The 14,168-nt window shown below is 59.8% G+C and carries 13 protein-coding genes; 11 read left to right on the top strand and 2 right to left on the bottom strand.

The window, feature by feature from the left end:
• Positions 1 to 32 precede the first annotated feature (32 nt).
• Complete coding sequence (locus tag AC5FXY_RS09365; protein WP_493556400.1) at positions 33 to 1,721, bottom strand: S41 family peptidase; 1,689 nt, start codon at positions 1,719 to 1,721, stop codon at positions 33 to 35.
• Between the two features lie 343 nt (positions 1,722 to 2,064).
• Between AC5FXY_RS09365 and AC5FXY_RS09370 the strand changes: the two genes are divergently transcribed.
• From AC5FXY_RS09370 to AC5FXY_RS09395, 6 genes are all read left to right on the top strand, one after another.
• Positions 2,065 to 2,469 carry a hypothetical protein gene (locus tag AC5FXY_RS09370; protein WP_493556401.1) on the top strand — a complete coding sequence of 135 codons (405 nt, stop codon included), beginning with the start codon at positions 2,065 to 2,067 and terminating at the stop codon, positions 2,467 to 2,469.
• A 109-nt stretch (positions 2,470 to 2,578) separates the two neighbouring features.
• Entirely contained in the window at positions 2,579 to 2,995 is a 417-nt protein-coding gene (gene ruvX, locus AC5FXY_RS09375; protein ID WP_493556402.1) for a Holliday junction resolvase RuvX, read from the top strand.
• The gene (def, locus tag AC5FXY_RS09380) at positions 2,992 to 3,579 is read left to right on the top strand and encodes a peptide deformylase (RefSeq protein ID WP_493556403.1); all 588 of its coding nucleotides are present in this window, start codon (positions 2,992 to 2,994) and stop codon (positions 3,577 to 3,579) included. Before ruvX ends, def begins: the two co-directional genes overlap by 4 nt.
• A 100-nt stretch (positions 3,580 to 3,679) precedes the next feature.
• A complete protein-coding gene (locus AC5FXY_RS09385) occupies positions 3,680 to 4,663 on the top strand; it encodes a zinc dependent phospholipase C family protein (RefSeq protein ID WP_493556404.1) in 984 nt (327 codons plus the stop codon).
• A 162-nt stretch (positions 4,664 to 4,825) separates the two neighbouring features.
• Positions 4,826 to 6,043 carry an outer membrane beta-barrel protein gene (locus tag AC5FXY_RS09390; RefSeq protein WP_493556405.1) on the top strand — a complete coding sequence of 406 codons (1,218 nt, stop codon included), beginning with the start codon at positions 4,826 to 4,828 and terminating at the stop codon, positions 6,041 to 6,043.
• 329 nt (positions 6,044 to 6,372) lie between these two features.
• Entirely contained in the window at positions 6,373 to 6,744 is a 372-nt protein-coding gene (locus tag AC5FXY_RS09395; RefSeq protein ID WP_493556406.1) for a DMT family protein, read from the top strand.
• Between the two features lie 95 nt (positions 6,745 to 6,839).
• On the opposite strand, the gene AC5FXY_RS09400 is transcribed toward AC5FXY_RS09395, so the two are convergent.
• On the bottom strand, positions 6,840 to 8,384 hold the full coding sequence (locus AC5FXY_RS09400) for a T9SS type A sorting domain-containing protein (protein ID WP_493556407.1): 1,545 nt from the start codon (positions 8,382 to 8,384) through the stop codon (positions 6,840 to 6,842).
• Positions 8,385 to 8,556: 172 nt separating this feature from the next.
• Here AC5FXY_RS09400 and AC5FXY_RS09405 point away from each other — a divergent pair, with 172 nt between their 5' ends.
• The 5 genes from AC5FXY_RS09405 (at position 8,557) to AC5FXY_RS09425 (ending at position 14,165) form a co-directional block, all read left to right on the top strand.
• A complete protein-coding gene (locus AC5FXY_RS09405; RefSeq protein ID WP_493556408.1) occupies positions 8,557 to 10,878 on the top strand; it encodes a patatin-like phospholipase family protein in 2,322 nt (773 codons plus the stop codon).
• A gap of 303 nt (positions 10,879 to 11,181) precedes the next feature.
• Entirely contained in the window at positions 11,182 to 11,841 is a 660-nt protein-coding gene (locus tag AC5FXY_RS09410; protein WP_493556409.1) for a hypothetical protein, read from the top strand.
• 624 nt (positions 11,842 to 12,465) lie between these two features.
• Positions 12,466 to 13,005, top strand: coding sequence for a phage tail protein (locus tag AC5FXY_RS09415; protein ID WP_493556410.1), 540 nt, complete (start codon positions 12,466 to 12,468; stop codon positions 13,003 to 13,005).
• 45 nt (positions 13,006 to 13,050) lie between these two features.
• Positions 13,051 to 13,590 (top strand): phage tail protein, encoded by a 540-nt coding sequence (locus tag AC5FXY_RS09420; protein WP_493556411.1) that lies wholly within the window; start codon positions 13,051 to 13,053, stop codon positions 13,588 to 13,590.
• 38 nt (positions 13,591 to 13,628) lie between these two features.
• Positions 13,629 to 14,165: a phage tail protein gene (locus AC5FXY_RS09425; RefSeq protein WP_493556412.1), complete on the top strand. Its 537-nt coding sequence runs from the start codon at positions 13,629 to 13,631 to the stop codon at positions 14,163 to 14,165.
• Positions 14,166 to 14,168: the final 3 nt, after the last annotated feature.

Consider the following 14,168-nt stretch of genomic DNA (forward strand, 5'->3'; position numbering starts at 1 on the left):
CCAGAGCAATTGGTTGATTCCGAGCGCGGCGCTTATTCTGGCTGGCCCAGCGCCAGCTTGGCATTGCCGGTTTGCAACGCGTCGATGGCTTGCAGCAACTCCGCGTCCTGCTCGCGCAACACGATATAGTAGGCGTCTTTGCCATAGGCACTCCGCGCTATCAGCGCCTTCAGCTGATTGCGCAGCAGCGGTGCGCAGCGGCGCAAACCGCCGGCGTCGGCCCGTACACCATCTTGGGCGGCACGGGCGGCCAGGGCCTGCAATTGCACGTCGCTGATGTCAAACGTGCGGCTGAACTGCTCAAAGGTCGTTTGCTCCAGCTCGGGGCGGTGTTGCTGATACAAACTAAGGGCAAACTCCCGCACCACGTTGGCACCTTGCAAGCGAGCGTAGTAGCGATTTTGCGTGCTGGTGTCGCGGGGTACGAATACGTCGGGCATGATGCCGCCGCCGCCGTACACCGTGCGGCCGCGGGCCGTGCGGTAGCGCAGCTCCGGGGCAAACCGGATGCTGTCGGCGTGGAAGGCTTCGCCGCGGGCAAAACGCTCCTGCAGGTCGCGGTCGTAAGCCGCCACGCCGCCGCCGTAGGGCTTTTGGATGGAACGGCCCGAGGGCGTGTAGTAGCGCGCAATGGTCAGGCGCAGCTCCGAGCCGTCATTGAGCGTAATAGGCTGCTGCACAAGCCCTTTACCGAAGGAGCGGCGGCCAACCACGAGGGCGCGGTCGTGGTCTTGCAGGGCGCCGGCTAGCACTTCGGAAGCCGAGGCGCTGCCTTCGTCCACCAACACAATCAGCTGACCCTGTTCAAACTCGCCCAGCACCCGCGAATACGTTTGGGTATCGTATTGGTCGCCCTTGCCGTCGGTGTACACGATTTTGCGCGTACCGGCCAAGAATTCGTCCGCAATCTTGGTGGCGCGGTCGAGGTAGCCGCCGGGGTTGCCGCGCAGGTCTAGCACCAGCCGCTCCATGCCTTCGCGGCGCAGGCGGCCCATTGCGGCTTTGAACTCATCGTAAGTTCCCGCGGCAAAGCGGCTGATTTTGAGGTAGCCCGTCTGCCCGTCGAGCAGGTAGGCCACATCTACCGAAGTATTGGGAATGCGGTGCCGCGTCAGCGAAAAAGTAAGCGGCCGGCTCTGCCCGCGGCGCAGCAGCAGCAAACGCACAGTGCTACCGCGGGGCCCGCGCAGTTTATTAAACACCTGATCAAAGCTCAAATGCTGGCCCGATACGCTGGCGCCATCAATGGCCAGCACCCGGTCGCCGGGCTGCATGCCAGCTTGCTCGGCCGGGCCGCCGCTGAGCGGGGCTACCACCGTCACCGTGTCGCGAAACAGGTTGAACTCCACTCCTACCCCATCGTAGTCGCTCTGCAGAAACGCCGCCGCTTGCTGTTGCTCCTTGGCCGGAATGTACACCGAGTGCGGATCGAGCCGCTCCAGCATGCGCTTAACGGCATAATCCGACAGCTCCTCGGCATTGACGGAGTCGACGTATTCGCGGTCGATGTAGCTGAGGATTTCCTTGAACTTCAGGTAACCCCGGGCCGTGCCATCGGGGTTCTGAGTAGAAGGCCGGAAGGGGTTGGAGCCCAATAGCACTCCGCAGGCCAGAGCTGCGCCCAGCAACAATGGCTGCCGCCAGCGTGCCCACCCGCTCCGCGGCGCGCGCACCTGAGCCGTCGCGGCCAGCAAAGCTTCGGAGCGTGAAGCGGGGTTCATAACTTAAGCTGGCGAGGAGAAGTGGGCGATAAAAACGGAGTCTGATTGAGAATACTAACCAAAAATACTACAACTATTCGGAGGTAGTCCGAGAGAAGATGTAAGCATGGTAATTTTCCTATAAAAAGTCAATAAAGTATTTACTAAAGCCAATAAATCAGCATTTCATAGCTTGCTGATGCAAATCAGGGTTACCGACGAAACGTTGTCAATCGTAGCTGTGACGAAAGGCGTAATACTATTTTTAGTAGTCGCGGCTTCGGTGGATTACGGGTATACAAACTCTTGATTAATCATCTTATATTGTCTGGCATTCTTGCGCAGTTTTTTAGCCAGTACCCTTATGCGCTCCTTACTGCGCCTGCCCTACGTTCACGTGTCGCATCATCCCGAGGCGGCAGCTTTGGAAGTAGCTTGGTTGCTGGCGCCAAGCAGCACCCAACTGCGCCAGGTGTTGCAATTTGGCGGCAGGCTGGTACAGCAGTTGCAGGTCCGCACTTGGATCGGGGATGTCCAGCATTTGGGCGCTCTTACCACCACCGATTATGCATGGCTGGCCGAAGAATGGCTACCACAGCTCGTGGGCGAAGGCGTGGAACACCTAGCGGTGGTACTCCCCACCGACACGCTGGCGGCCTCTCCGGCCCGGGCGGCCATGGACTACCTATTTAGCCCAGGTTTAGCTCTGCACACCTGCTACTTCACCCAACTCGACGAAGCTCGGGTTTGGGTGCATCAGTACGCCTAAGCCTACTGCCGCTGTTTGCCCGCGTATCTACTGCCAGCCGGGAACCGTATCTTTGTCGGAGCCGCGCCAAATGGCGCCGGTTGTTTACCGTTCATTGCCAAGCCCTTTTATGGCCCGTATCCTTGCCATCGACTACGGCAACAAGCGCGTGGGGCTGGCCGTCACCGACCCCTTGCAGCTGATTGCGACTCCACTGGACACCATTCACAGCAAGGACTTGTTTACCTTCCTGAAGCAGTATCACCAGCAGGAACAGCTGGCGGCCATCGTGGTGGGCATGCCGCGCACGCTTATGAACGAGGCGACTGATTCTACCTCGGCCGTGGTGGGCGTGGTGCGCAAACTGCGCCGCGAACTGCCCGAGGTGCCGGTGCACGAAGTAGACGAGCGGTTTACTTCGCGCATGGCGCACCAAACCATGCGCGACGGTGGCCTCGGCCAGAAAGCCCGTCGCGACAAGGCCTTGGTCGACCGCATCAGCGCCACCATCATTCTGCAATCTTTTCTCGACTCGCGTCCGTTATGATTTACCCCATTGTGGCCTACGGTGACCCGGTGCTGAAAGCCCGCGCCAAGGACATCCCGGCTGATTTCCCGGCTGAGGAGCTGCAAAAGCTCATCGCCGATATGTACGACACCATGTACTACGCCCACGGTGTAGGCCTTGCCGCCCCGCAGATAGGCAAGAGCGTGCGGTTGTTTGTAATCGATTCCGAGCCAATGGTGGACGACGACGAGGACGATGACGCCCCGGCCGAAACCGGCGTAAAGCGCGCCTTCATCAATCCCGTCATGATCAAGGAAAGCGGCGAGGAGTGGCCTTTTGAGGAAGGCTGCCTGAGCATTCCAGGTGTGCGCGAGCGGGTATTCCGCCAGCCCGACATCATCATCCGTTACGAAGACGAAAACCGGCAGGTACACGAGGAAGGCTTCACGGGCCTGACGGCCCGCGTGATTCAGCACGAGTATGACCACCTCGAAGGCGTGCTGTTTACCGATAAGATTTCGTCGTTCAAAAAGCAGCTCATCAAAAGCAAGCTGCTGCGCATTGCCAAAGGCGACGCCAAAGCCGATTACCGCATGCGCTTTGCCGGCCAGCGTGGCCGCTAAATCACGAGGGCTTTCCTACTGATATTCTTGCGAAAACGCCCGGCTGCACCGGGCGTTTTTTGCTTTCTTTGGGTGGGCAATTACGCCCGGCCCGCCGCGTATGCTTCGTCGTCCCGTTTCTGCTGCTTTTCTGGCTTTGCTGCTGTGGCTGACGCCCATGCGGCCCGACACCCGCGCCTGGGGCTTCTTCGGGCACCGCAGCATCAACCGGCTGGCGGTGTTCACCTTGCCGCCCGAGATGATTGGGTTCTACAAGGGCCGCATCGAGTACCTCACGGTGCAGTCCACAAGGCCCGACTCGCGCCGCAACGTGGTACCGGGGGAGGCTCCGCGCCACTTCATCGACCTGGACGTGTACGGCGACAGCGCCGCTTACAAACTGCCCCGCGCCTACGCCGATGCCGTGGCCCGCTACGGCGAAGATTCCCTGCAGCGGCACGGCATTGTGCCGTGGCACGTCATCCGCATGAAAGGCCAGCTCACGGCCGCGTTTCGGGAGCGAAACACCGAGCGCATCATCAACCTCTCGGCCGATCTGGGCCACTACATTGCTGATGCCTGCGTGCCGCTGCACACAACCCGCAACTACAACGGACAGCTAACCGGCCAGCGCGGCATTCACGGTCTGTGGGAATCGCGCCTGCCCGAGCTGCTGGCCTCCAACTACGACTTCTTTACCGGTCCGGCCCCTTACTTGGCCAAGCCGACGGACGTTATCTGGGCCACCGTGACGCGCTCCAACGCCGCTGTGGATTCGGTGCTGCGCTTTGAGCGGGAAGTAACCCAGAGAATGCCTCCTGATCAGAAATACGGCTTCGAGGAACGCGGCGGGCGCACCAACCGGGTGTACTCGCAGGAGTTCAGCCGCGAATACCACCAGCGCCTAAGCGGGCAGGTGGAGCGGCAGATGCGCCTGGCGGTGCGCCTGGTGGGGGCCTTCTGGTACACCTGCTGGGTAGATGCTGGTCAGCCCGATCTGAAGAACCTGCCCACTTTCACGGAAGAGCAAAAGCGTCAGCTAGCCCTGCAGGCGAAGGAAGAGCAGGCGGCTCCCGCCACCGAAACGCATGGTCACGTGGACTAGGACTTCTCTTTAACAGTGCTTTTCAACTTCGAAGGCTTTTGAGCTGGCGGAACTTGGCTAAACGGCGGGGCCGGTAACAAGCCAGACGTTTGCTAACAGCGTCGAAGCAGAGCCACTCCGACTCATAAAGGCTATCAAACGATTATTAGCACTATCAACCACATGGTATTTCCGGTTTTCTCGCTTGCGTTGCGCAGCGGCTTTGGCTGCGCCTTTGCTTTACTGGCGGCCGCCCCAGCTGCTTTCAGCCAACAAGCCAATTTCAAGCCTGGCTATGTAGTGCTGGCTACGGCCCCTGCCGACACCCTGCGCGGCAAAGTGGACCTGCATCGTGCGGGTCGCGCCAAGCCCCAAATCTACTTCCGTCAGGGAGCGGAGCCGGTAAAAGTGTACGGCTTGCAGGAGTTGCAGGCGGCCGGCGACGCCAATGGCCTGCAGTACCGCCGCTGCCTCGTGCCAAAGGGCCAAGACAACGTGCTGGCCTTATTGCAGGTGCTGGTGGCCGGCCCGGCGAGCCTATATGCCGACCGCACGGGCCAACTGCCGGCGACATATTACCTCGACAAACCTGGCCGCACGCCCATGCCCCTGAAACGGGAACAGTTCGCGCAGGTCCTACAAACGTCCTTCGCCGACTGCCCGACGGTGAACACCCAAGTGGCTTACGCGGGCCAGTATGTGTATTCGGGTGCCGACCTGCGCCGGTACGTAATGAACTACAACCGCTGCGTGTATCCTGAAGCCACGGTACAAGCTGCCGTAGCCAAGTCAGAGCCAAATCCGGTGCGCTGGGCGGTGCAGGCTGGGGTAACTCAGATGCAGTTTTATTACCCTTATACCATCCAGCGAAAGGCCGTTGCCGGGCCGCTTGGTGCCATGGCGGGCGCCTACACTTACATACCGTTCAACAGGCACCTGGGCTTAACCCTTGGGCTTGCGCTCAGTAGCCTCCGTTCCGATCATACCGTCAGCCAGCCGGTGCCCCGCACCGATTACATGCAGACGATGAGTTTCCAAACCAAAGGCAGCCTGCTAAAGCTGCCTTTGGCCGTGCGGTACATCATGCGGCCCGCCGACGCCAGGTGGCGCCCGTACGTGCAGGTGGGTGGCCACGTAAGCCACATCGTACGCGGCCGCATGTATTGGCAGAATAGCTATACCGGTTCCGGTTCGGGCATACCGCAACCTCAAGCCTACGAACTTTACTACGGTGGAATTGGCCGGGGCTACCAGGCCGAAACGGGCCTGTTGCTGCGCTTTGGCCATCACCACCTCGGAGCAGGGCTCCGCTACGAGCAGACCTACGGATTTCCGAATACCGGACGCACGTTTTCAATCGACCTGAATCAGCTCAGCTTCGCTTTGAGTTACGTGTACTGATTTCGGTTGGGGTGTGCACAGGCAAGCAGCCGTTAGCTTCCCACAGCTGGCAGCTTGAGTAGTGAAGTTCATGCGTCAGTTAGCGGCCATGTTTGCTTAGACCTCTGCTAACAATTACAGGGCTGGCTCAGACTGTCTTGTTCTTGCTTAACGCCCCCTTATCAAACGGCCTTTAAGGTTCTTCGCTACCCTTTTTCGCCTACGCTCTTAGTTGGTGAAGGGACGTTCGCATAGGTAGATTCTCCCAACAAGCTTCAAGTTTGCCCCCTTACTTCTGCTGCCGCCGAACTTTGTCGCTTTCCCGATGCTGCAGCTCAACTTACTGCTTGATGAAAGGCTTCCTTACCATTGCTCTGCTCACTGTTTCCAACCTGTTCATGACCTTCGCTTGGTATGGGCACCTGTACTTCCGCCAGCTGCCGTGGTTTGCGCGGGCCGGCTTGTTTGGCGTGGTGCTGCTGAGTTGGGGACTGGCTTTCTTCGAATACGTGTTCCAGGTACCGGCCAACCGCATTGGCTTCGCGGGCAACGGCGGCCCGTTCAACCTGTTTCAGCTTAAGGTAATTCAGGAAGTGGTGTCGCTGACGGTGTTCACGCTGTGCGCCGTGTACGTGTTCAAGTCCGATAAGCTCGGCTGGAACCACTTGGTAGGCTTTGGGCTGCTGGTGGCGGCGGTGTACGTGATATTCCGAAAGTGGTAAGCTCCGAAAGCCGGAAATGCCTCCGCTAATCTTCCCTGAAACGCAACGTGCCCCGGCTCGACACCGGGGCACGTTGCTTTAATACTTTGAGCCGATTATTCAGCGCGTAAAACTCGTAGCACCTCAGTACGGCCGTCGAGCTGCAAGTGCAGGGTGTACACGCCGGCTTTTAGCTGCGGCAGCTGCAACGCCAGCTGCTGCTCGCCGGCTGCCGCCGCGCGACTGGTGGCATGCACCACTTGGCCCAGCGCATTGTGCAGCTGCAGCGTCACGGACTGCGGCCGCTGCGCCGCGAAACGCACCGTTAGCTCCGAGCTGAATGGATTAGGAAAAACGGAAGTGGTGGCGGCTGGCCGGTACTCAGCGGCTTTCAGAATATTGGCGAAGGTGCGCAGCGTGCCCCACTGCTCCACCCCGGTGCTGGTGGGCAGGTTTACTTTGCGGTAGCCGATCAGAGAAGTGGACTGATCGAAGTACACGCCGGAAGTACTGGAGCTTACCTGGCCCAGACCCGCGGCGTACTGCACGGTACTGCCGTTATCCACGATGTTGCTCAGCAGCAAGCTATCCGCAGCGGCCGCATTCTGGCACACCTGCCGCCTCACGACGCGCTGCAGCTTGCGACCGAAGTAGTTGGTGGTGCGCACGCCGGCCAGCGTCAGGGGGCGCCACGGTTGGCCTGGGCTGGCCGGCACGGTGTGCGTTACGCGGCCCAACTGGCTTTCATCGTAGGCCGATATTACCCAAGTGACAACACTGCCCGGGCCCAGCACTGTGCCGGGCGTATTGTTGCAGAACGGCGCCGGCGCCGAGGGCGAGCCGTAGTTGCGCGTCAGGGTGCGGTGCATTATGGTGTAACGGATGGTGTCGCCGGCAGCATTGGGAGTGCGCGTGAGCACGCTGTCGCGGGTCCAGCTTTCGGAGCAGATGCTGCCGCCGAGCGAAGCTTCCTGCTTGCCGTAGCGCAGAAACACGTCGCCGGGCTGGAAGTCGTGCATGGCTAGGTTGCCCACGGACGGCAGGCCCAGCACCATACGCTCAATCTGCAGCGCGGTAGTGGTGAGCACGCGCGGACGCTGCCCATTTAGATAAGCTCCCAAAGCAGGGCCCTCAATCCAACCGTAGCGCTTGCCAATGCGCATTACCTGACCGTCCGACAAAGTGATGGTGACCACCGAATCGGGCTGGCCGAAGATAGTAGTAGTGCCGCGGGCCGTCACGCGGGCCGTAATGCCGGAGGTGGTGGCCGCCCAGGGCTGGTTCAGGGCCGCGCGGGGCTTGATAAGGAAGGAGCGGCCGTTGGCGGCGCGCAGCTCGTACTCGGCGCGCATGGTGGCGAAGTGCCGCACGATGACCAGGGCTCCGAACAGGCCATCGGGGCGCTGCACCTGGGTGGCGTAGCAGCTGCTGGCCGGCCGCGTCGCTACCGATACCACGCGGCCACTGAGGCGGTAAGTAGAATCGGGCCACTGCGGCCCCATAGCGAAGCTCATACGCAGCGTATGCGTGGTGTCGCCGGGAGTGCCGGCTTCGGAAAGCTGATACAGCAAACCAGGGTGAAAAGGATGATAGTTGAAGGCCTGGGCTGGGGCCGCGAAGCCCAACAATAGCGCGAGTAGCCCGAGGTACACGTGTTTCATACTGACGGATAAGAGACGCAGGAAAAAATATGGCCGCAGATTAATCAGAATGCGCGCCAAAACCAATTGCTAAGCCCTTTGCGCTCAGGGTAAGATCCGGCAACCGGGGGCGCGCAACTCGCCCTGACGAGGTGCGTAGGTAGCTCGTTGCCCTGCCCTCTCCTTTTCGTTTATGACTCAATTTTTCCGCCTCTTCGCAGGTTTCTTGTTTTTATGGTTGAGCACCTGCCTGCCGGCCCAGGCGCAGAAAGTGGGCTTGGTGCTCAGCGGCGGCGGCGCCAAAGGCTTGGCCCACGTGGGTGTGCTGAAAGTGCTGGAGCAAAATGGCATTCCCATCGATTACATCGTGGGCACGAGCATGGGCTCGGTGGTGGGGGCGCTGTACTCAGCCGGCTACTCGCCGCGCGAAATCGAACAGATCATCATTCAGCCCGAATTTCAGTACTGGGTTTCGGGCAAGCAGTCTGCCGACCGTACTTTCAATTACATCACGGCCGACCCCAACCCCTCGGCCCTGCGCGTGGGCCTGGCTATTGATTCATCGTTTCGGACGCGGGTGACCCCCAACCTGATCAACGACGTCAACCTCAATTTTGTGCTGGCCAAGATGCTGGCCCCGGCGGGCACCATTGCCGGCTACGATTTCAACAAGTTATTTGTGCCCTTCCGCTGCCTTGCGGCCGAGGTGTTTACGCGTAAGCAAGTAGTGCAGCGCGACGGCTCCATTTCCGATGCCGTGCGCAATTCCATGGCCGTACCGCTGGTGTTTCGGCCCATCCGCAACCCCGATGGGCGCTACCTCTTCGACGGCGGCATCTTCAACAACTTTCCCACCGACGTGATGCGGTCGGAGTTCAAGCCCGATATCATAATCGGGGTGAACGTGGGCGACGTGGCTTACAAGAAGTACCCGTTTGAGAAGGACGATGAGTTGCTGCTCGGCTCCATCGTGTTTTTAGGAGCCAATGCCGCCGATACCCTGGCCGTGGGCCCGAACGGCGTGTTTATTCAACCCGATCTGGAAGGTTTTGGGGCCACCGACTTTGCGCGGGTGCGCGAGCTGATTGATATTGGCGAGAAAGCAGCTACCGCCAAGCTTTCCCAAATGCAGCGCCGCATTTCGCGCCGCGTAGATACGCTGGACCTCGCGCAACGGCGGCAGCAGTTTCAGCAGCGGGCCCCGCATCCCCGCTTTTCGCGCGTGACGGTGCAGGGCCTCACCGACCGGCAGGCAGCCTTTGTGCGGCGCTTTTTCCGGCGCGAAGGCAGCACCTACACCATCGACGACATCGAGGAAGGCTACTACCGGCTGGCTGCCGACGACTTTTTCCGCAATGTGTACCCGCGCATTCGTTACGACCAGGCCTCGCAGGGCTACATTTTGCAGCTTGATGCGCGCCAGAACAACAACCTCTCCGGGGAGGTCGGCTTCGTGTTGTCATCCAGGCCCATCGACAACTTTTACTTTGGGCTGGAGCACCGCTTCCTGCGCACTTTTCTATATCAAGCCTCAGCCAGCGTCAATATTGGGCGCTTTTACAACGCTGCCCGGGCCTCGTTCCGCATCAATGTGCCGGCGCGCTACTCCTACTACGTGGAGCCCACCATCGTGTACAATCAGTGGAACTACCAGAAAACCGGGGGCTTGCTGGGACGCGACGTGCTCAGTACCCAGATTCGGCAGCAGGACCTGAAAGCCGGCATTCAGATGGGCGTCAGTCCCAATTATCGTAGCCGTGTGCTGCTAGAAGGAGCCTGGTTTACGCGCCAAGACGAGTACTCCAACGTCAACCAGCTCAGCAGCACCGACCGCCTCGACGAAACTGACTTCACCGGCTACACGGCCGCCGCTCAGTTTGCCCGCAACTCCCTGAACCGCAAACAGTACGCCACCGCCGGCAGACGAGCCGTATTCACCATCCGGGGCGTATATGGCCGCGAACAGTTTACGCCCGGCACTACGGCGCTGGTGCAGGAAGAGCAGGAACGTTTTGTGCGCTGGCCGCAGGTGCGGGTCTTCACAGAGCAGTTTTTCCCGATGAAAAACGACAAGCAGAGTTGGGGCTACTTCGGCGAAGTGATGGTGAGCGGGCAACCCCGCTTCTACAACTACCGCTCCTCGGTGGCGGTGGCGCCCATCTTCTCGCCTCTGCCCGATTCGCGCACCATTTTTCTGGAGAATTACCGCTCGGCACGCTACGTGGCCGCCGGCCTGCGCTTCAACCAGGGCCTGGTAGGCAAACTGGAATGGCGTACCGAAGCTTACGCGCACGTCCGGCACCAGTCGCTGCGCCAGCGCGCCGACCAAACAGCCGAACGCGACGGCCGCTTCACCCTGGACCGCCCGCGCCTGACGGCCAGCACCGGCTTGGTGTACCAAACGCCCGTGGGCCCGCTGGCCGTGCACGTCATTCACTACGACGACCCGGCCAAGCGCTGGGGCGTGTTCGGGCACATCGGTTACCTGCTGTTTCAGGGCCGGGCGCTGGAATAGCGCCGGTGGCCTGTGCGTGGCCACTCACATAAAAAGGGGATGCGCCCTCGCGCCAAAGCCCTGTCGGCCGCTCCTGCAGCAGCCGGCAGGGCTTTTTTGCGGAACTACCCGGCGCGTGAGCCAGCAGCAGTTCTACTACCATTTTACCTGTGGAAGGTGACGGGACAATAGCTTGAAGAGACTGATAGACAATATGCTGCCACCGCCAGCCGCAAGCACCCCGGTACAAATCATGTGATTGCGCCTAGGGGCCAGGGACCGATAACTTCGCTGCTGTAACCCACTCTCAATACCACCTTCGCTATGAAACAGCTTCGTTTTCTGCTGGCCGCCCTGCTGCTCGCCGGCTCCCTCAGCACCAGTGGTGCATACGCCCAGTCGCGTGAGATTTACCAGAGCCCGCAGTTCAAAACGCTTACGGCCGGGCACAAGCAGCTGGCCGTGCTGCCCTTCGCCGTCACGATGACTGCCAAGAAGCTGCCCAAAGGCGTAACGGCCGAGCAAGTCCACCAGCAGGAGCTGCAGGAGGGCAAAACCATTCAGAGCGCCCTGCACTCGTACTTCCTGAAGCACCAGTCGTCGGACCACTTCACGGTAACCTTTCAGGATGTAAATAAGACCAATACCCTGCTGGCCAAGGCAGGCATCACGCCGGAGAATATCAGCGAGAAAACCTCGGAAGAGCTAGCCAAAGTGCTCGGCGTAGACGGCATCATCTCGGGCACGTTCATGACCGACAAGCCCATGTCGGACGGCGCAGCTGTGGCCATGACGGTGCTCGTGGGCATGTCGGGCCCCACCAACTCGGGCCGCACCAGCATCAGCATCAACGACGGCGCCACCGGCGAGCTACTGTGGAAGTACGACAAAGCCCTGTCGCGCGGCCTCGGCTCGGATACCAGCACCATCATCAACGCCATCATGCGTAAGTGCTCGAAGATGTTCCCCTACGCTAAGGCTTAAGCTCCGTAGACTTTCCGCCTACGCAAACGCCCCGGTTGCCTCGAGCAGCCGGGGCGTTTGCGTAGGCGGAAAGCCGTTAATAGCAATGAGTTTTGAATTCTTGCACTACCTGTTGATGATCAATTGGCTTTAGGCTTCTGTGGCACAAGAAGGGAAACAAAACATTATAAATATATTAAATACAATATTTAGATATGATATTTATACCTGATTCAATATTTTTACCGCACCATGCTTTCCCGTGGTGCAGTTGTTTTTTTCCATTGGCGTGAATGGAGCTGATGGCTCGTTGTGAAGTTGGCAACGGCTTTTTCTACATGCATCGTGCTACTAGCTACTGTCAGCGTTAAGCCCAGCACTTTTCCTTGCCTATCCATTCCTCACTGATTTTCCCTAATTGAGAATAAACCAAGCCAACATGAATTTTTCAATATAAAAGTTTACTGATTCCCTATATTCGAGCCGCCGTTCAGCCCTTTTGGTAGCGGCATCCTGCCCCCTTACCCTACTTACACCCTATTGCTTACTTACCCTACTGAGAGCTTTTTGCTCATCAGCAGGCACTGCTTTGCCTGCTGACTTGGGCTTTTTATTCCATTCTTTTCCATTTCCCAACTCCTAAACATGGATCCTTTTGTAGGAGAAATCCGCCTGATGGCCCTCAACTTCGCGCCAAAAGGTTGGGCGTTTTGCAACGGGCAAATTATGTCTATTGCGCAGAACCCGGCCCTCTATTCGCTGCTGGGCACAGTGTATGGCGGCGACGGCAAAGTCACCTTTGGTCTGCCGGATCTGCGCGGCCGCACCCCCATCGGCATTGGGCAGGGGCCCGGGCTGAGCTCTTACACGCCAGGCCAAATGACAGGCACCGAAACAGTGACGCTGCAAGCAAATGAGATGCCTGCGCACAACCACGGTTTTGCCCCGGCCATCCCGGTGAGCACCGGCAACGCCTCCTTCAACAGCCCCAGCAACGCCTATTTCGCTTCCACGGGCTCCGAGCAGTACGGCAGCACGCCGGTGGCCGGCTCTACCATGGCGCCCGATATCCTAAGCGGCACCACCCAAACCAGCGGTGGCAACGAGCCCCACGAGAACCGCATGCCTTTCCTGACGCTGAACTACGCCATTGCCCTGGAAGGCGTGTATCCGCAGCGTCAATAGCCGCCCGGCTTTTCTCTTATCATCCTCGCTTAATCTACCTCCTTTATGTCTACTCCCTACATCGGCGAAATTCGCACCGTAGGTTTCACCTTCGTTCCCGTGGGCTGGGCCCGGTGCGACGGCCAACTGCTCAGCATTGCGGGCAATGAAGCTCTGTTTACCGTGATTGGTACTACGTACGGCGGCGATGGACAAACCACGTTTGCCGTGCCCAGCCTGCAGAGCCGCGTGGTAGCGGGCGCCGGCGCCCGTGGGTCTTCCAGCTATACCCTGGGAGAAACGGCAGGCTCCGAAAGCGTGACCCTGTCCACTATGCAGCTGGCCCCGCACCAGCACATGGCCCAGGCCACGCTGGCGGCCAGCACCGGCGGTACTCCCACAAACGATCCGACCAATGCCTACCCCGGCGTTGGCTCGGCCTCGGATTATTCTCCGACGCCCACACCGGACGCGCACCTGTCGCCGGCGGCCGTGCAAACCACTATGCAAATCGCCGGTGGCAGTCAGCCGCACTCCAACATGCCCCCGGTGCTGGCTCTGAACCACATCATTTGCACCGAAGGCATTTTTCCGCCGCAGAACTAGGCCCTTAGTTTTTCCTCACGCTTTCTTTCCGATTTACCATGGACGAACCATACCTCGGCGAACTGCGCGCCATTGCCTTTCCATACGCCCCCAAAGGCTGGGCTTTCTGCAACGGCCAAACTCTACCCATTGCTCAGAACCAGGCTCTGTTTTCCCTACTGGGCACTACCTACGGCGGCGACGGTGTCACTACGTTTAATCTGCCCGATCTGCGGGCGCGGGTGCCCGTCAGCTCGGGCCAGGCGCCCGGCCTCAGCGCCTACTCGCTGGGCCAAACCGGCGGCGTGGATCAAGTGAGCTTGCAGGCCAACCAGATTCCGGCTCATAACCACAGCTTTACTGGCACGCTGCACTACAGCGCCGATCAGGAAGAAACCAACCCCAACGGGCAGCTGCCGGCTACCGGCTCGCTGAACCAGTACACCTCCGGTCCGAAAAACACCGCCATGGCCGCCAACTCAGCGCAGGGCCAGACGACCTCCGCCGGGGGCGGTGCACCTCACACCAACCTGCCGCCGCTGATGGCTCTGAACTACGTCATTGCGCTGCAGGGCATCTTCCCCTCGCGCGGTTAAGCC

The organism is Hymenobacter sp. FMD4 (genome assembly GCF_058932745.1).